9 protein-coding genes are annotated in these 18,603 nt (G+C 70.9%); 5 read left to right on the top strand and 4 right to left on the bottom strand.

What is annotated here, in order from left to right; translation table 11 throughout:
* Window positions 1-53: 53 nt before the first annotated feature.
* From LQU92_RS04880 to LQU92_RS04870, 3 genes are all read right to left on the bottom strand, one after another.
* Window positions 54-869: a glycine betaine ABC transporter substrate-binding protein gene (locus tag LQU92_RS04880; RefSeq protein WP_230777972.1), complete on the bottom strand. Its 816-nt coding sequence runs from the start codon at window positions 867-869 to the stop codon at window positions 54-56.
* Between the two features lie 225 nt (window positions 870-1,094).
* Window positions 1,095-2,333: an MFS transporter gene (locus LQU92_RS04875; protein ID WP_230777969.1), complete on the bottom strand. Its 1,239-nt coding sequence runs from the start codon at window positions 2,331-2,333 to the stop codon at window positions 1,095-1,097.
* A 223-nt stretch (window positions 2,334-2,556) separates the two neighbouring features.
* Window positions 2,557-3,228 (bottom strand): DNA alkylation repair protein, encoded by a 672-nt coding sequence (locus tag LQU92_RS04870; RefSeq protein WP_230777958.1) that lies wholly within the window; start codon window positions 3,226-3,228, stop codon window positions 2,557-2,559.
* A 244-nt stretch (window positions 3,229-3,472) separates the two neighbouring features.
* Here LQU92_RS04870 and LQU92_RS04865 point away from each other — a divergent pair, with 244 nt between their 5' ends.
* From LQU92_RS04865 to LQU92_RS04855, 3 genes are all read left to right on the top strand, one after another.
* Window positions 3,473-4,309, top strand: coding sequence for a hypothetical protein (locus LQU92_RS04865; RefSeq protein WP_230777943.1), 837 nt, complete (start codon window positions 3,473-3,475; stop codon window positions 4,307-4,309).
* A 190-nt stretch (window positions 4,310-4,499) separates the two neighbouring features.
* Window positions 4,500-5,219, top strand: a complete 720-nt coding sequence (locus LQU92_RS04860) for a hypothetical protein (protein ID WP_230777939.1) — start codon at window positions 4,500-4,502, stop codon at window positions 5,217-5,219.
* 162 nt (window positions 5,220-5,381) lie between these two features.
* Complete coding sequence (locus tag LQU92_RS04855; protein ID WP_230777935.1) at window positions 5,382-6,140, top strand: hypothetical protein; 759 nt, start codon at window positions 5,382-5,384, stop codon at window positions 6,138-6,140.
* A 139-nt stretch (window positions 6,141-6,279) separates the two neighbouring features.
* On the opposite strand, the gene LQU92_RS04850 is transcribed toward LQU92_RS04855, so the two are convergent.
* On the bottom strand, window positions 6,280-11,736 hold the full coding sequence (locus LQU92_RS04850) for a DUF3320 domain-containing protein (protein ID WP_305067853.1): 5,457 nt from the start codon (window positions 11,734-11,736) through the stop codon (window positions 6,280-6,282).
* Window positions 11,737-12,307: 571 nt separating this feature from the next.
* Between LQU92_RS04850 and LQU92_RS15220 the strand changes: the two genes are divergently transcribed.
* Together LQU92_RS15220 and LQU92_RS04835 are read left to right on the top strand one after the other, a co-directional pair.
* The gene (locus LQU92_RS15220) at window positions 12,308-15,187 is read left to right on the top strand and encodes a PD-(D/E)XK nuclease family protein (RefSeq protein ID WP_230777932.1); all 2,880 of its coding nucleotides are present in this window, start codon (window positions 12,308-12,310) and stop codon (window positions 15,185-15,187) included.
* A complete protein-coding gene (locus LQU92_RS04835; protein WP_230777929.1) occupies window positions 15,184-18,573 on the top strand; it encodes an exodeoxyribonuclease V subunit beta in 3,390 nt (1,129 codons plus the stop codon). Before LQU92_RS15220 ends, LQU92_RS04835 begins: the two co-directional genes overlap by 4 nt.
* Window positions 18,574-18,603: the final 30 nt, after the last annotated feature.

The following is an 18,603-nucleotide window of genomic DNA, read 5'->3' as shown; positions in this document are numbered from 1 at the left end:
ACCGCGCCCGGCCCGCCCGAGGACGTGCCCCGCGGCCCCCGGCACGGGGACGCTCAGGCGAGCCAGGCGGCCACGGCGTCCTCGTGCCCGGCCATCCACTGCCGCGCGGCGGTGAGCGGGTCGAGGCCGTCGAGGTTGACCGCGCGGTCCATCGCATTGACGGCCTCGATCGGGTAGTGGATCCGCCCGAGCACCTCCCGGGTGCGCTGCGGCAGCCGGTCCCAGGCGCCGCGGTGGGCCACGAGCGAGGCCCGGTCCGGGAGCGGGAAGACCCCGAGCGGGTCGGCCAGGGGCCGCAGCTCGTGCACGTCGTTGAGGTACTGCGGCTGCCACAGGGGCGTGACGAACCAGTCGCCGGCGGCGATCCGCCGCTCGACCGTGTCGAGGATCGCCTGCAGGTCCCCGATCCGGTGGGTCCACCCGGCCGCGTCCAGCCCGTAGTCGGTCACCAGCTGCTGGGAGCGCATGGTCAGCCCCGCCCCCGGCGTCGTGCCCTGGACCTCCAGCGTGGTCATCCGGGCCGTGACCTCGGGACGGGCGAGGTCGCCCAGCGAGGAGACGAGGTCGGCGGGGACGTAGCCGGGCACGGCCCAGTAGAACCGGGCGCCCTCGAACAGCGGGGTGACCTCCAGGACCCGGTCGCCGACCTCCGCCCAGTAGGTCCCGTGGCCGCCGGGCAGCCAGCTGTCCGCGAAGAGCTCCAGCTCCCCCTCGGCCAGCTGCGGGTACATCTGCGGGTGCGGGCCCTCGCGCACCTCGACCTCGTGGCCCAGGCGCAGGAGCACCTCCTCGACCACGGCCGCGGCGACCTGGTGGAAGGACTCGTCGATGCGGCCCAGCACCACGGGGGCCGGCGTCGGAGACGTCATGGGGGTGTCCTCTCGTGTCGTGTCGGCGTGCGGCAGCACCGCGCCGCGGCGCGCCGTGTTCCGGGCATCGTAACGAGGACGGCGCCGCGGGCCCGGGAGGTGCGGACCGGCCGGGCCGGTCCGGGGTGGTGGGCCTGGGGGCCCTGGGGGCCCTGCGGGAGCCTGCAGGATGGTGCGGACGTCCGCACCCCCACCGTCCCGGGCAGCTCGCGGACGGCCCAGGGCTCAGGCGCCGGAGGTGCCGCCCTGCTCGGGCGCGGGCCGGTTCCGGCGCAGCCCGGCGAGCACGAGAACGGCCAGGAGCAGCACCGCCCCGGCGTAGCCGATCGCCGTGGGCACCAGCCCGGCCGTTCCCGCCACCGCGCCGGCGGCCACGGCCGGGATGCTGTGGGAGAGGTAGCTGACCACGTAGATCGCCGAGAGCAGCCCGGCGCGCTCGTGCGGGGCCGCCTGGGGCAGCAGCGTGCGCAGCACCCCGAGGAAGCCGGCGCCGAAGCCGACGCCGGCCACGACCGTGGCCGCGAGGTAGAGCGCCACCGACCCGGCCGCGAGCGCCCCGATCGTGGCGGCCATCCCGGCCGCGAGCAGGCCCATGCCCAGGGCCAGCACCCGCCGCGGGGCCGTCGCACCCAGGAAGAGGATGGCGATCCCGCCGGTGCCGGTCAGGGCCGCGACGACCACGCCGGTGAGGACCACGGATTCCGCCCCGGTCAGGGTGCGCACGAGGTTGGGGCCCAGGGAGATGATCAGCCCGCCCAGAGCCCAGCAGGCGGTCGCGGCGGGCAGCACCCACAGCGCCGAGGGGCGCACCTGCGGCGGGAAGGACACGCGCGGGACCAGCGAGGCCAGCGCCCCGGGCGCCCGGGCCACCGTCTCGGGGCCGAGCGCGGTGCCCACGGCCTGCAGCACGAGCAGGCCCAGCAGCACGAGGAAGACGAGGTCGATCATCGCCGGGGCCGCCGCGACGATCAGGCTCGAGACCACGGCCCCGGCGGCCAGGCCCAGCACGGGCCCGGCGCCGGTGAGCACCGTGCCCAGCCCCCGGCGCTCCCGCGGCTCGAGCTCGATGACGTAGGCGCCCAGCGCCCCGGTCGCGGTGCCGGTGGCCAGGCCCTGCACCAGGCGGGCGGCGATCAGGGTCCCGGCACTGTCCGCGGCGACGAACACGGCCATCGCGGCGATCTCCAGGACGAGGGCGGCCAGCAGCACCGGGCGGCGCCCCAGGTGGTCGGACAGCGCCCCGACCGTGAGCAGGGCGGCGAGCAGGGCCACGACGTAGGCGGCGAAGATGACCGTCAGCACGACCGGCGGGAAGCCCCACTGGTCCTGGTAGAGCGGGTACAGCGGGCTGGGCGCGCTCGAGGCGGCCATGATGACCAGCAGCACGGAGGCCTGCACCCAGAACGCCGCCCGCGCGGGCAGCAGGGGACGACGGCGGGGCGCGGCACCGGAGCGGAGGAACATGCGGGCCTTTCACGGCGGGACGGTCGGGCGCGGGATGACCGCGCCCACCTCACGCTAGCCCCACCGGAGGCAGGTGCCGCGCCCCGCCGTCGTCGTCGTGCGCTCCGGGCACCCTCCCCCAGGCACCCCGCGGCGCTCCGGTCCTCCGGCGCGCTTCGCACGCGCCGGTCGCCCCGGGAGCTCCGGGCGGGCGCACGGTCCCGTCCCCCGGGCGCGGCCCGGGCTACGAGGCCTCGCGGCGGCGCACCATCTCGGCGATCCACACCGGTGCGTAGGGCGAGGTGCAGTTCGGCGGCGTCGGGTAGTCCTCGAGCACGCCCAGGCGCTCGCCGATGGCCAGGGCGCGGGCGCGGTGGCCGGGGTGCTCGATCCCGATCTGGGCCAGGCAGGTGTTCATCGCCCACTGCAGCCGCTCCGGGGCGTCCCGCATCCGCTTCTCGATCACGTCCAGCAGCCCGTCCAGGTCGAGGCCCTCGGGCCGCTTCACGACGCGGTCGGCGGTCAGCGCCCACCCCGCGCTCGCGACGACCGGGTCGGCGTCGGCCAGCCAGACCAGGCGCAGGTCCTCGGCGTGCGGGGACTTCTTCACCACGTAGGCCACGAGCCAGTCCTGGACCTTCGGGGTGCGGGACTGGCGCAGCATCGCGTCCAGCTCGTCGGGCCCGAAGGCCCTGGGGCGGCAGATCAGCAGCGCCAGCAGCTTCGCGGCAGTGCCCCCGCTCGCCCACAGCTCGCGGGCGAGGTCCTGCTGGGTGCCCAGCCGCTTGGCGAGGGCACGGAGCGCGCCGAGGTTGACCCCGTGGTCGTCGCCGTGGCGCTCGTTGACCGCACGCACCCTGGGGTCCTCGAGGGCGGCCAGCTCGGCCAGCACCTCCTCCACCGTGGTCCCGTCCATCTCCGCCTCCTGCCGGTCGTCGCTGCGCGTCCAGCCTACGAGGCGGGCGGTGGCCCACCACCGGGGTCCGGCCCGCGACACGCCTCCGACCAGGCACGACGTTCGCCATCGCGACGACTCTTCCCCCTAGGCTGTCCCGGGCTCCCGGGACACCCCCCTTCACAGTCCCGGGTGCTCCTCGCCCGTGCGCTTCGGGTGAGTCCCCGCCCCCAGCGCTCCCGCGCGAGACCGAAGAGAGAGCACCATGGCGTCCCCCCAGCCCACGTCCGCCCCTGCCCGCCGCGCCCGCGCGCCGAGGATCCGCCTCGGCGCCGGCCTGCTCGCCGCCGCCGTCCTGCTGCTGGGCGCCGCCCCGGCCCACGCCGTGCCCACGAGCTCGAGCGGCTGGCACCCCGTCAGCGGCACCGACCGGGTGTTCCGCGCGGACAACGGGATCGCGCTGAGCTACTCCTACTACGCCGACGGCGTGGACTGGGACCGCCCGGCCGGGGCCGTCTTCTACTTCGACGGCGACGGCACGACCCGCACCGAGCAGCCCGAGGGTCCTTTCGCGACCCGCATGGCCGAGGCCGCCGCCGCGACCAACCGGGCCTTCGTCTTCGTCGAGGCGCCCAACGGCTCCCGCAGCTGGCGGGCCGGGAACACCGCGGCCACCGCCGAGGCCGTGCGCCAGTTCGCCACCACCAACATCACCCCCACCACCGACGCCGGGGTCCTGATGGCCGGCTACTCCGGCGGCGCGGAGTTCCTCTCCCGCCACCTGCTGCGCGAGGGCCTGGACTGGCTCCCGGCCGGCTCCGGGGCGGCCTTCATCGGCGGCGGCGGCACCTACGGCCAGCCCATCGCCGAGGCCACCCCCGCCACCGACGACCACGAGCTGACCTGGATCGTGGGCGAGCAGGACGGCGCCTGGGCCACCGACTCCGGGTCCTGGTCGGTCCGGGAGGCCGCCGCCCAGGCCCAGGCCGAGTACCGGGAGGCCGGCTACGACCGGGTCCGGCGGATCACGACCGCCGGGGCCCACACCGACTACGACATCCCCGCCCTGATCGCCGGCCGGCTGGCAGCGCTCGACCGGTAGCCGCCCGCCCCGCCCGGCGCGCCGGGCACGCGCAGCGCCGGCGGGCGCTTCGCCTCGTCCATCCGGCGCTCCCGCGGTACGGGCTGCGCGCAGGGTCCACCTGCTCGGAGCCTGCCGGGGACACCGGCGGCAACACAGCACCGGCCGGGCCGGCGGCGGCCTACGCTGGAAGCGGGAGAGGTGAGAGATCATGAGGACCCGCCGCACCGTCGTCGCCCTGTTCGGGGCGCTCCTGCTCGCCGCCGGAGCCCTGCTGCTGCTCCAGGCCGTGGGTGCCGCCGTGGCCACCGGACTGTTCTGGGGCGTGCTGTTCCTCGCCGCCGCCGCCGTCTTCTGGTTCCTATTCGCCACCGACTGTGACAGCTGGTGGGCGGCGATCCCCGGCGGCGCCCTGCTCGGCCTGGGCCTCTCCGCGCTCGCCGACGAGGCCGGGCTGCCCGGTGCCGGGACCTGGAGCGGCTCGCTGTTCCTCGGATCACTCGGGATCGGGTTCGCGGCGGTCTATCTGCGCGACCACGGGCGGTGGTGGGCGATCATCCCCGCCGGGGTGATGCTGACCCTCGCGCTGCCCGCCGTCGGCGGCGCCTCCGAGGCCGGGGCGCGGGCGTCCGGGGCGCTGTTCTTCGTCGGCCTCGCCGTGACCTTCGTGCTCGTCGCGGTCCTGCCCGGAGGCCCGGGCCGGCGCCGCTGGGCATGGATCCCCGCCGCGGCCCTGGCGGTGCTGGCCGTGCTGGTCGCCCTCGAGGCCACCGCCCTGCTGAACGTCTTCACCTACCTCTGGCCCTTGGCCCTCATCGCCGGCGGCGGGTTCCTGCTGTGGCGGGCGCTGGGGCGGCGGCGCACGGCGGAGCGGGTCGAGAGCAGCGGGGAGCGGGCGCCGTCGGCGGGCGAGGAATCCGGCTCGCGCTGACGTGGCCTGATGTGGCGTGCTGAGCGTCCAGCTCAGGGGCGACCACCCTGCCACACCCCCGCTCCGCGTCTGTGGGTGCCTGACAGCACGAAGGGTCACTCAGCGCGGCATGGACGTGCTGATGTCCCACCTCAGAAATTTACATTCGCATACACTTCTTGCGTGCGCGTCTTCGACACCACGTTCGACTACAAGACGGATAAGCCTGCGAAGAGCAGGCCCGACCCGGACAGGGACAGTCCGAGGCTGCGCCTGGACCACGAACTGCTCTGGTCGAAGGAACTGAACTCCGGCGTGCTCTTCGCCCCGAGGCCGCCGTCGCGGCGTCGGGACGGTTATCTCATCGTCACGGACGGTTCCGGGACCAGGCACTGGTACGGCAGCGACGCCATCACAAGTTCCTACTCGACGTGGTTGAGGCCCAAGGCCCTGGTCAACGCCGTCGCCGGGTTGGACGAGGACCAGAAGTCCCGCTACCTGAACCCTCCGTACACCATCGGCAGTTCCATGATCTGGCCTGTCAGGTCGAAGGATCCGACCACCATGAACAGGGCACGAGGTCTACGGCTGTCGGTCGGTGACAGGATGGACCTGACCCTGGAATGCATCCGGCGTCACTACACCGGAGAACGCGGCAGCCCCCTCGCCGACGTCACCGACGCCTACGCTGACTTCTTCGCGCTCTTCGAGGGGTTCCAGGAGTTCGTGGACTTCTTCCACTTCCAGGACCTCGTGACGCACGACTACGACAGGGTCGAGTTCTATCTGCCGTTCGACGATTTCGAGCGTTCCGGAACACCGGCCACAACAGATGAATACGTGACGTACCGCGAGAAGACGCTGGAGTTCATCGAAGGGCGGAACCGCCGGATGGCCGAGTGGGTCATCGAACTCCACCCCGAGATCGAGGTCCGCCAGTAGCGTCTCAGCTGCCCTCATGGCCCTGCCTGCCATTGGTCGGGCCCCTGGTTGCTGGGGCCACCTGGCATTGGCCGGGGAGCGGGCATCCCCTGGAGGCAGCTCCGCGGCATCCTCGAATCAGATACGGCAGTTCCCGTCCTCACAGTTTGAGCAGCGCATCTTCGTGCAGAGTCACGTGTTCACCGTCTTCAGTGACCTCTCCGTCCTGGACCAGCTCGGCGACGACGTGGGCAAGCCGTCGGCTGATGTCGACGCCCGTGCGGGACCACCCGAAAAGACGGGCGAGTGCCGTGATCAGGTCCTCTCGTGAAACAGCGCCGACATCGCGGAGCATCATCGCGCACGCGAGACGGAGTTCATCGTCGTGGATCTGCTCCACCTTTCGAGCAGTTCCGTTCGCGGGAACGCGCACACGGTCGACAGGTCGGTTCGGCAGATCCACGAAAACGCCGTCACGCACCACCTCCGCCAGTTCGATGGCGGCATCGATGTTGTCACGGACCCGGTAGCCGATCCGCCCGATGCCCCACGCGGAGCGGAGACGGTGGTGAATGAGGTCGATGTGGACCGGTCCCTCGGCCTCCGCGATCTTCTGCACCGCCGAGGCCAGGTCGGACCGGCTCTCCTTCGCTGCCGGGTCTGCCCACCGAGGACGCTGCCCGACGTCGGCGAGCACGTACTCGGTCGACCACGAAGGCACGGACGAGTGCTCGACCGGTGCGGTCTCGACCTGGGGCCGCTCCAGGCGAGTCGGCGCGACTCCTGCGTCGGTGTCATCGGCCTCGCGGACAGCCTTCTCGATGGCCGCCCGCAGACGCTCCTCCTCGCCCTTGCGGTCGCGGTACCAGGCGGTGCCCCAGATCCGGTGCAGCCGCCAGCCGAGCCCCTGGAGGACCTGCTCACGCAGACGATCGCGGTCCCGGGCCGCCGGCGCCGAGTGGTACTGGTATCCGTCGCACTCGACACCGAGAGCGAAGATCCCGGGGCGCTCCGGGTGCCGGACTCCGATGTCGATGCGGTAGCCGGCCGCGCCCACCTGGCATTCCAGGACATAGCCCCAGGAGCGGATGGCACCGACCACCGACTCCTCGAACGGGCTCTCAGGCCCGAGCCCGCTGGCACCCAGGTCGACGGCCAGCGACTTCCGCCCCCGTTCGGCATAGTCGAGGTACGCGCGCAGATGTTCCACGCTCTCGTTCGCGGACGGCGGTATGCTCCCTGCTCTCAGCGAGGCGACGACCTCGACCCGCTGCCGAGCACGAGTGATGGCCACGTTGAGCCGCCGCCACCCCTTGGGCTTGTTCAGCACGCCGAAATTCGTGGTGATCTTTCCCGCTTCGTCCGGGCCGTACCCGATGGAGAAGATGATGACGTCGCGCTCGTCGCCCTGCACAGATTCCAACGACTTGATGAAGAACGCGTGCAGACGGTCATCGTTGTCGAAGAACCGATCGAGGTCTCGTCGCGTTTCCCGTGCCTTGTCGAGAGCGTCGTAGATCGCCTCCGCCTGAGCCGTCGAGAAGGTGACGACGCCGAGGGTGAGGTGCGGCCGGTTGGTGAAGTGATCGATCACCCGGTCCGCGACCATCGCCGCTTCGAGCGGATTGTCCGCTCCCCCACCACGCCGGTAGACGCCTTCCGCGTGGAAGAACTCGACGCCGACCTCCGAGCCGTCGGACTGGGCGCTCGGGTAGGTGACCAGCTTGCCGTCGTAGAACTTCTGGTTGGAGAACGCGATCAAGTCCTCGTGGCGGCTGCGGTAGTGCCACTTGAGACCGAGGTTGTTGAAGGCACCGCAGCCCTTGGCCAGCTCCAGCACGGACTGAAAATCGGAGACGTCGGTCTCCCCGTCCCCTTCGTCGTCCCCGACGCGCTCGAAGAACGACGTCGGGGGCAGCTGCTTGTCGTCGCCGGCCAGGATGAGCGCCTTGCCACGGTAGATGCAGTTGATGGAGTCCCCGGGGGTGACCTGAGACGCCTCGTCGAAGATCACGACGTCGAAGTTCATGTCCGGAGGCAGATACTGGCTCACCGCCAGCGGGGACATCATGAAGCACGGTTTCACGGCCAACGCGGTGTTGCGCGTTCGTGCGATCAGCTCACGGACCGAGAGGTGACGGGATTTTTTCATTCCCTCTCGCCTGATGACGCCGGGCTCGCCGACGGCGGTCATCGACGGCCGTCGCGCATTGACCGCGCGCACGATGTCGCTGGCTGCGTTGAGGATCAGCTCCTTGTCGAGGTCCTGGTACCGGGCGACGAGCTCATCCCGGTCGTCCGCCCCGAACGGCTCGAGCCTGTCGTCGCTCTGGAAGACGTGGTCGACCCACGACCTCAGCAGCGCCCGTTCGACCACATCGGCGACGGCCTCGGACGGGATCGCCTCTTTGACGCAGAACTCGACCGCGGCATCGAGCCCGAGCGCGGCGAGCTGTTCCCGGGATTTCACGTGCGTGAACCATTCATCCTGCCCGGCACTGTCGTCCTGCAGCTCGCGGATGAACTCCGCCGCATTGCGATACTCGTCCAGCTCGCTCAGCAGTTCAGCACGTCGCTCCTCTGCGAACGCCTGCACGATGCGCCCTCGTGCTTCAGTCCACTTCTCGAGCGCCGGCGCGAGATTGTCGGTCCACGACGAGGTGGCCAGTGCCTCCACCTGGCTCGCGGTGAGAGGTCCACCCGCGAGCGAGCGCATGCGCGCCGCCCATGCCAACGAGTCGTCGAGCGCCGCCAGGTCCGTGTCGACACCCCTGTAGTGGCCGCCGAACATCTCCGCGAAGGCGTCCGCATCCCGGTCGAAGCCGTCCCGCACCTTCACGGTGGAGGAGTGGAGCGTCAGGAGCCGCTCTGCCTCATCGAGGGTGACGGCTCGTCCGACCGCTGCGTCGATCGTGGCCACTCGAGCCACCGTCTGCTTCAACGGCTCGACGTGCAGGTCCAGCCACGCTGTCGACGAGCTGATGGGGGTCAGGAGCAGGTCGGTTCTTCCCGCCAAGGCAGGGGCCGGACGCAGGGACCGCTTCCAGTGCTCGAGGTCCTCGGTGATCTCCTGGACCAGGGCGCGATACGCAGCGGGAGGCTCGTCGACGGCCAAGTAGCGCACCAGTGCGGACGGCATGTCGCCCTCTCGCACGAGACGCATGGCCGACTGTGCCGTCTGCAGCCCCTGGGCAACGTCGACGAAGTCCGTCTCCGCTCCACGCCAGTACGGCCCCAGCACCTCGGAGTGCTGCTTGACTGCAGTTTCGTACTCGTCCGCCGCCTCTCCCCACTCAATGGCAAGGTGCAGGTGATCAATGCCCGAGTCGACGTTCGTTGAGTCGTTCAGGAGGGCGGTCACGGCTCGCTTGTCCGCCCGATATGAACCCGACAGCTTTTTCAGACCCTTGTGAACGTTGACGAAACGATCGTGGAGCTCGGCCACGGGCGCGTTGAGCGCCTCGTCGGTGAAGTACTGACGGGCCTTCGTCTGGATGGCGTGGAAGCGGACAATGCACTTCTCGAGAGCGGCAAGCGCCTCTGCGGCCGCAGCGTGTCCCTCACGCGTCAGCCAGTCCTGATGAGGGCGCGGCGTTTCGAAGCCGAGGGCGACGAGCCCCAGGAGCCTGTCCGCGTCCTCGTACGTCTCCACCGGCGGCACGCCGAGACGCTGGGCAAACCCCCGCAGCTGGTCGAGGCGTTCCTCCAGGCGGCGTGACGCCGCCTCGAACTCGGCGGCGAGTTGCTGTGCTGACGCGGCCGTCAGACCTCCCAGGACGAGGGGTGCGGGGTCCGAGGCGATGGGTGACGGCGCACCCGGCACGTCCTCGGGGGCCGGCATGGCGGTCCACGGAACGCCGGCGCCGTCCAGGAACGCCTTCTCGGCGGCCGCGACCGCGCCGATGCCGGCCCCCAGTTTCTCGCGGCCGCCGGTCAGCTCGTCCCAGTCCGCTGTGGTCAGCCATGCGTCCAGCACCTCGGGCGGCCGGCGCACGTGCTGTTCTTCGAGGAGGGTCACGAGCGTGCTCGCCTCGCTGGGGCGCGCCAGTCCGAACGACGCGGCCAGTGCTGCGTGCGTCGTCGTCACGCCTTCCAGTTCTTCCAGTGTGGAATTGGCCTGGTAGAGGCGTATCTCGAGGGACGACGGGTCCAGGACCTCGCGCCACAGGTACGTGCTTCCCTGCTCCGCGGGTCCCCACGCGCGCTGGAGCCGCTGGACGGTCTGCTTGAACGACTGGTAGTCGGCCTGGCTCAGGTCTGCCGGCGGCAGCTCGGGCATCGGCGCGGCGGGCGCGTGGACCAGGTGGCTCAGAAGTCCGATGACCTGGTGCAGCGACATGCCCAGCGGCGAACGCACCTCGTTCATCGCCTCTGCGTACGCATTGAGGCGTTGTCGCTGCTCCGTCACGCTCGTGCGCGAGAGACTGTCCATGCCCCGGGGCGGGACGGGCACGGTGTCGAGGGCCTTGGCGAGACTCAACGCCACTTCTTTGCGGCTTGCCTTGTGGCTGTGCAGCTCCAGCAGGTAGTTCTCCAGGCCGGCATCGGCCAAGCGGTTGCGCACCACCTCCAGTGCAGCGGCCTTCTCAGAGACGAACAGCACGCTCTTGCCGGCGTGCAGGAGAGCACCGATCATGTTCGCGATGGTCTGGGACTTGCCCGTGCCCGGCGGGCCGTCCATCACGAAGCTCTTGCCTGCCACCGCTGCGGCGACCGACGCCCTCTGGGACGAGTCTGCGTCCAGGACGAGGGGCATGTCCTCCGGGGGCGCCTGGTGGTCGATGTCGGACGCCGGGATGGGGTCGAAGATGAACTCCGGGCTCTGCGACGCCGGGTCCCGCGTGCCCAGCGCCTGCACCACGGGGTGGGCAAGGACCAGCTCCTCGTTGTCCAGCAGGTCGCGGTACATCGCCTCCTTGTGGAAGGAGAACGTGGACAGGAGCACGGTCGGCTCCACGCCCCAGTGGGCGTGCTGGCGCACCGATCTCCTGACGCTCTCGAGAAGGTCGTCGACGCTGGACACCCCGGTCGTATCCACGTCCGGCAGTGTGACGCCGAGCTCACGCATTCTGAGCGTCAGGGCCGGGTTGAGAACCACGTCGTCCTCGCCCATGGTGAGCGTGGGCGTGCCCTTGGGCCCCGACGGGTGGAGCTCGACGGGGACGAGCAGCAGCGGGCTCGACATCGACGTCCCGTCGACGTCCTCCCAGTTCAGCATGCCCAGCGCCACGTACAGGACGGTCAGGCCTCGGTCAAGATATTCGGCATTGGCCTTCCGCATGAGGCTCCGAAGCGCGGCCCCCAGCTCTGCCTCGGGGCGGGGGCTGTGGAGCACTGCGCCGTTGATGTCTGAATCGACCACCGGATCGGTGCTCGATTCGTCATCCTCCTCGGACGGGTCGTCGCCGTCCTGGGCCCGCCGGTCCGGGGCGCCCAGGAACTTCCACTCCGTGCCCGTCGACAAGCCGGAGAGGATTTCCTGAGGATCCGGGCGGTTGATGGCCACGGTTCCGGACTTGCTGGCCTTGAACTTGATGAGTCGATTGACGCCTGAAAGGTTCACCAGCCCTTCGCGCCACACCTCGAGAGCAGCCGCGACTTCGGTGCGTTCCTTCATTTGCCCACCGTCCACATCTTTTGATCCCCCTGTGCTCAGCGCCTCTGCCCTAGGATCCTCCGGACACAATTTTGCACTAGTTAACTTTCATACTGTAGGTGCTGCAACCACGCAAGCGGACTGAACGAATGGCTGCAACATGCCGACCTCAGTAGGACCAGCGTTCCTGGCGGTTCTCGAGAGGCCCTCCAGGGGTGTGCACGACGATGGGGCTCTGCACGACCCCTGCGGCCGTTGAATCTGCCTCCTCAGTGAAGCGGCTGTTCAAGCACCATCACCAGTCACGCGGTGACAATCTTGTGCCGCCCTGCAACAGGCAGGGCTCCAGGCCTGTGCCACAGACCGAGGAGTCCTGCAGTTCAAAAAAATCAGCAACCCTCAGGACTTCAAAAAAATAAAGCTGGCCAGTCGTGCGATGTCCCACTCCGCCCTTACAGTCGGATATCGGATTGCAGATGAAAACAAGCCTGCCGGATGCGTCCCCTGCAAAGGGGACACGACCCACGAAATTGTCGTCGTGGCGGGGACCTCGCTGCGATTCCGGAAACGCTTCGAGGAGAGGAAGAACGCCGTGACGACTGCAGAGCCGGTGGACGTGGAGTCGGCCTGGATCACCCTGGCGGACCGTGTGTCCGAGGTCCGCGCGGGCTCCCCGCTGGCCCGGGTCACGATCCTGGTTCCCACTCCGGCCAGTGGCCTCGACGTCATCCGGCGCCTCGCGCGGGAGGCGGCTCGCGAAGGCGGGCAAGGGATCGCCAATGTGCGCGCCGTGACCGTCGACCAGCTCGCCACAGAGATCTTCCTCGTCGACGCTGCCCGGTCCCGCAAGCCGCTCACCCCGATGGTGCGGCAGGCTGCCGCGGCGGGGCTGCTCGCCGTGGAGCCCGGGCGCTTCGACTACTGCGCGGACCGCCCCGTCACCGCCCAGGCCCTCGCCCGGTGCTCGGCCACCCTCGACGGCATCGAGCTCGATCCCACCGGAGCGCCTCCGGTCGTCTCCGAGGTGCACCGCGCCCACCAGGCCGTCACCGCACGGCTGGAGGGCGGCTTCTGGTCCCGCCACGAGGCGCTGACCACGGCCGCGGAGCGGATTGCCGCAGGCAAGGCCGGCGACATCGGCACCGTCCTCGCCTTCGCCCTGCCGACGGCCACCGAGCCGGCCACCGCCGCGGTCCTCGAGGCGCTCGGCCTCGACGACAGCGACGTCCTGAACGCCGGTCGCCCAGACCTGGCCGGAGCTCACTGGATGAGCGCCTCCGACCCCGAGGACGAGTCTCGTGCCGCCGCTCGGGCAGTGGCGTCCTGGCTCGCAGGCGGCGCCCTGGGCCACCGCATCGGCGTCTTCTGGTCCTCGGAGGAGATCTACCGTCCGCTCGTGGCCCGGCGGCTGCAGGATGCGGGCATCGAGTTCAACGGCCCGGCCCCTGTGCAGCTCGTCGACACCCCCATGGCCCGCAGCGTCCTGCGGCTGCTCGATCACCTCCCCGCGCCCGAGGAACTGCTGTCCGTCCGCCCGCTGCTGGACGCGATCGCCGAGGGCCTTGTGCGCCACCGGGATCTCCCCCTGCCCTCCTCCGCGGCCTGCGAGCGCCTGTGGGTCAACCCCGTGAGCACGGAGGACGACGACGCCGAACCGGTGGCGGATCCCGGCGACCAGGGCACCGCCGCGGAGGAGGACCGCACAGCAGAGAAGAAGCGGAAGCGCAGAGAGGACCAGCGGGAGTTCGATGCCTTCCACCAGGCGCTGTCCGCCCAGCTGCACGAGGTCGGACAGGCCGGCTCGTGGAGTGCTGCCTCCGAAGTCCTTCTGCGCCTGGTGGACGACTTCCTGGCCGCTACCGGCCCAGAGGAGCCCACCCGGGCCGCGGCCCGGACGATGCTGCGGGACGCCCTCACGGACCTGGCCGACCTCGACGGCTGCGGGTCGACCCCGGAGCCGCGGACCGTGGCGCACACCGTGCAGGAGGTCATCACCGCCCACCGCTCGAGGACCGGGCGCATCGGCACCGGCGTGACCACCGGCTCGCTCGGCGACGCCCTGGGCCGCGACCTCGACCATGCCGTGTTCCTGGGCCTGGCCGACGGTCTCGTACCCGTCCATGCCCGGGAGGATGCGCTGCTCCCCGAGGACGTCCGCAGACGCACCGAGGGTCTGCCGGAACTGGACGAGCGCGACCGGAGACAGAGGGAACTCTTCGAGGCCGCACTGAGCGTAGTCCCGGCGCCGCTGCTGCTCCAGCCCCGGGGCAGTCTGCGGGAGAGCCGCACGTACCTCCCCTCGCGCTGGCTCCCGGCCCTGCTCGGCCGGGACGAGCCGGAGACCGCGATCCCCTCCGCCGTCGCGGCCCTGCGGGACAGCGCCGGTTGGGCCACGGACGAAACGCCGCAGCCGGCCACGGCGCAAGAACTGCGCCAGCAGTGGCTGACCGTCCGCGGCCACCACCCGGGCGACCTGGAAAGCGAACACCTGAACCGCGCCCTCGAGATGCGCGCCGACCGGCGGCGCGGCCGGTTCACTCGCTATACCGGCCACGCGGGCCCGGCGGCCCTTCCCGTGGACTTCCTGGACCGCCCCGTCTCCCCCACGGCGCTGGAGGAGTGGGTCAACAACCCCTTCGGCTACTTCGTCGCTAAAGTCTTGGGCGCAGAGCTGTTCGCCGACCGGGAGCTCGCGCAGCAGATCGACCCGCTGCTGAAGGGCAACATCCTGCACGAGGCACTGGAGCACCACGCGAACCAGGCCCTGGCGGACGGTGCCCTCCCGCCCGTGGATCACCTGCTCGGGGAGGCCGAGCGGATCATGGCGCGGGAGCGCAACGAGTACTGGATCGAGGACCTCTGGCAGCACCACCGCGCCGAGATGCTCGAGCAGCTGCGGGAGACCCACGCGCACCTCAAGGACCAGCACGCCGGAGGCTGGGGCCTCAACGCTCCCGAGGTCGACTTCGGTGAGGACCCAGAGATAGCCCTCGACCTCCCGGACGGCACGATGTTGCGCTTCCGCGGCAAGGTGGACCGAGTGGACCGCCATGAGGACGGCACGGTGCGGGTGGTCGACTACAAGTCGGGACGCCGGGACAAGTTCAAGGCCATCACCCCGGCAGACCCGACCGCCGGCGGCACAAAGTTCCAGCTGCCCGTCTACGGCCTGTTCGCCCGCTCCCTCGGCGGGGCGGACGTGCGCGCCGAGTACTGGTTCCTCGGCGCACCCGGCGAACCGGTCGGCTACGAGCTGACCGACGACGTCGTCAACACCCTCCGCGCCGATGCCCATGGCATCGTCACCGCGCTGCGCGCCGGGATCTTCCCGCACCGTCCCGAGTCGGAGCGCTACGCCAACGTCACCACCGTCTGCGGCCACCGGGACGTGACCGCCCTGTGGGGCAAGCTGCAGGACGCCCCCGAGCTCGAGCCCCACCTGCCCCTGCTGATCCAGGAGGACACCAAGTGACCACGCAGACCGCGCAGCTCCAGCTCGTCGACGAGCCCGCCCGCGAGACCATCCGCCACGAGCTCGGGTCCTCCGTGTTCGTGGAGGCCGGCGCCGGCAGCGGCAAGACCCGCGAGATGGTCCAGCGCGTCGTGGCGCTGGTGGACCGCGGCACGCCCATCACCGCGGTCGTCGCCATCACCTTCACCGAGAAGGCGGCCGGGGAGCTCCGCGAGCGCGTCCGGGCCGCGCTCGGGGCCGGGTCCGACGACGACGCCGTGCGCTCCCGCCGCGGCACAGCCCTGCACGACCTGGACATCGCTCCGATCGGCACCATTCACTCCTTCGCCGCCCGGATCATCCGGGAGAACCCGCTGGAGGCCCAGGTCCCGCCGGGCATCGAGACCCTCGACGAGATTGCGTCCTCGCTGGCCTTCGAGGACCGGTGGCAGCAGATCGTCGGCGCGCTGTTCGGCAAGCCCGAGCACTCCGCGGCCATGGAGGTGCTGTTCTCCTGCGACATGAAGCTGAACACGCTCCGCGACACGGCCAAGGCGATGGACCGAAACTGGGACCGATTGCCGTGGGAAGAAGCAAAGAAGAGCGAATTCACCATTCCGGACACAGAGTGGTCGAAGATCGTCCGGCCGTGCGACGAGCTACGCCGCATGCGCGGGGGGTGTAAGACCGAGGACGATCTTCTCTACATCGCGACGGGTCTGCTGCTCGACTGGGCGAATGACATTGAGACCGCTCGGCGCGGTGCTCTTAGAACGGCGCTCTCTCACCTGGCCAAGGTGCCCACCAAGAACTTCAGCAAGGGATCCAAGACGAAATGGACTGGTGACGTCGGTGAGGTCCGGGCGCTCGCGAAGGATATCAGCGACCGTGCTGTGGCACTCAAAGAAACGGTGATCCGCCAGTCCTTGGACCTCGTCATCGTCGTGATGGCCTCCGTTCTGCGCGAGGCCGCCGACGAGCGCCGCCGGCAGGGACGGCTGGAATTTCACGATCAGCTCGTGCTGGCCCGGGACCTGCTCGTCGGCGAGGAGCACGCCGAGGTCCGGGCCCGCCTGCACGGCCGCTACGCGTGCCTGATGATCGACGAGTTCCAGGACACCGACCCCATCCAGGCCGAGATCGCCCTGCGCCTGGCCTCGTCCGTCTCCTGCGGGCCCGACGACTGGCGGGAGCTGCCCGTGGACGGCGGGCGGCTGTTCACGGTCGGCGACCCGAAGCAGTCCATCTACCGGTTCCGGCGGGCGGACATCGAGACATACCTGGGCTTCCAGGAGCGCGCCGCGGCGGAGGCGTCGTCGTCGATCGCGACCCTGCAGACCAACTTCCGCTCCGTGGGGCCCGTGCTGGAGTGGGTCAACGCGGTGTTCGGCGTGCTCATCGAGGAGGAGCACGGCCGGCAGCCGGCCTACGTGCCGCTCGTGCCGGACCCGGCGCGCCCGCCGCTGCCGGAGGGCTTCGGGCACCCTGTGAGCGTGATCGGCCTGACCCTGCCCGGCGCCGAGGTCGGCGGGAAGCTCAAGGCCGCCGAGCTGCATGAGCGGGAGGCCCGGCATGTGGCGCACACGGTGCTCACCGCACTCGGTCGGACCGGCGGACCAGCCTGGCGGCACCAGGAGGGGCGCGACGACGCGGAAACCCGGCCCGTCACCGAGGAGGACATCGCGATTCTGCTCCCCACCCGCACGTCGCTCGAGGTGCTGGAGAAGGCGCTCGACGAGACGGGCATCGTCTACCGGGCCGAGGCCTCATCGCTGGTCTACGGCGCTGCGGAGGTCCGGGAGCTCATGCTGATCCTGCAGGCGCTGGCGAACCCGGCCGACTCGGGCCGGCTCGTGCTGGCCCTGCGGACGTCGATCCTCGGTTGCGGGGACGACGAGCTGGCCGCCTGGCGCCTCGGGGGCGGCTGGTGGAACTACCGGGCGGACGCCCCCGAGGGGCTCGAAGACACCCGCGTGGCCCGCACCTTGCTGGCGCTGCGGAACCTCTCGCAGGAGCTGTCCCGGTCCGGCGTCGCGGACCTCATGGAGTGCGTCCTCGAGCAGTTCCTGGTGCTGGAGGCCGCCACGGACTCGCCTCGGCACCGGGAGACGTGGCGGCGGCTGCGCTTCGTCGTGGACCAGGCCCGCGCCTGGGGCACCGCCACGCACGGGAGCCTGCGCGACTACCTGCGCTGGGCCGAGACCCAGACGGCGGAGGGCGCCCGGGTGAAGGAGGCGGTCGTCCCCGAGACCGACGCGAAGGCCGTGCGGATCACCACGGTGCACGCGGCCAAGGGCCTGGAGTACCCGGTGGTGATCCTCGCCGGCACCGGCACCAAGGTGCCGCCGACTACCCACCACGTGCTCTTCGCCGAGGACGGGACCATGGAGGTCTCCCTCAAGAAGGGCCTGGCCACCGCCGGCCACGAGGAACTCAAGGAGCGCGAGAAGGACATGCTCGCGGCCGAGCGGTTGCGCCTGCTGTACGTGGCGTGCACCCGGGCGCAGAGCCACCTGGTGGTGTCGCTGTACACGGTCTCGGAGAAGGGCGAGTCCTCGCACGCGGCGCAGCTGCGGAAGGCGCACGTGGCGGGCACGCCGGAGCTGCCGTTCGAGGATGTCGAGAGCGTGCGCCGCCGGGCGGAGGCGGTTCCGGAGGAGCGGTCCTGGGACGAGGTGCTCGCCGAGTGGAGCGCGGTGAGCGGGCACTGGGCCGAGGCCTCGCGAATCGAGGGCAGCCGGTCGGTGACGCGGGTGGCGCACGCGGCGCCGGCGGTTCCGGCTGGCGGGGACGGTGTGCTCGCGCCGTCCCCGGACAGTCCCGCGGCCACGGCCGACGACGACGTTCCCGCCGCACCGGCCCTGCCCGCCCTCGGGGAGCCCGAGCGCGTCGTGCCGCTGGAGAGCACCGGCCCGGAGAACCGCGCAGAGCTGCTCCACGGGCCCGAGTTCGGCACGGCCCTGCACCGGCTCATGGAGCTGTGCGACCTCACCGACCGGGAGTCGCTCGACCGTCTGGCGCCGGCGGTGGCGGAGCTGAACGGCCTGCCCGGCACCGAGGCCCTGCTCGCCTGCGCCCGCATCGCCTGGGACTCCGCTCCCGTGCGGGCGGCCGCCGCCGGCGAGCACTGGAAGGAGCTGCCAGTGGCCACGGTCGATGAGGACGGCGCCGTGCTCGAGGGCGTGGTGGACCTGCTGTACCGGGAGCCGGACGGGGACTACGTGATCGTGGACTACAAGACGGACATGGCGCTCTCCGAGGTGAGCCAGGAGGCCTACCGGCAGCAGCTGTCCCTCTACGCCGGCCAGCTGGAGCGGATCATCAGTGGGCGCGTGCGGGAGCTGGTGCTGGTGTGCTGCCAGCCGATGGTGCGGCAGGTGATGGCGTATGAGCACGTCGGACGCTGAGCCGAACCTCGCCGGGATGGAGCTGGTCCG

This window comes from Kocuria sp. LUK (genome assembly GCF_021012935.1).
GTDB lineage: Bacteria > Actinomycetota > Actinomycetes > Actinomycetales > Micrococcaceae > Kocuria > Kocuria flava.
This window is presented reverse-complemented; position numbering and strand designations above follow the sequence as displayed.

Excerpts from the sequence above, each read along its gene's own strand:
- LQU92_RS04880 (WP_230777972.1), bottom strand. The coding sequence starts at position 869 with ATGACGTCTCCGACGCCGGCCCCCGTGGTGCTGGGCCGCATCGACGAG.
- LQU92_RS04875 (WP_230777969.1), bottom strand. The coding sequence starts at position 2,333 with ATGTTCCTCCGCTCCGGTGCCGCGCCCCGCCGTCGTCCCCTGCTGCCC.
- LQU92_RS04870 (WP_230777958.1), bottom strand. The coding sequence starts at position 3,228 with ATGGACGGGACCACGGTGGAGGAGGTGCTGGCCGAGCTGGCCGCCCTC.
- LQU92_RS04865 (WP_230777943.1), top strand. The coding sequence starts at position 3,473 with ATGGCGTCCCCCCAGCCCACGTCCGCCCCTGCCCGCCGCGCCCGCGCG.
- LQU92_RS04860 (WP_230777939.1), top strand. The coding sequence starts at position 4,500 with ATGAGGACCCGCCGCACCGTCGTCGCCCTGTTCGGGGCGCTCCTGCTC.
- LQU92_RS04850 (WP_305067853.1), bottom strand. The coding sequence starts at position 11,736 with ATGAAGGAACGCACCGAAGTCGCGGCTGCTCTCGAGGTGTGGCGCGAA.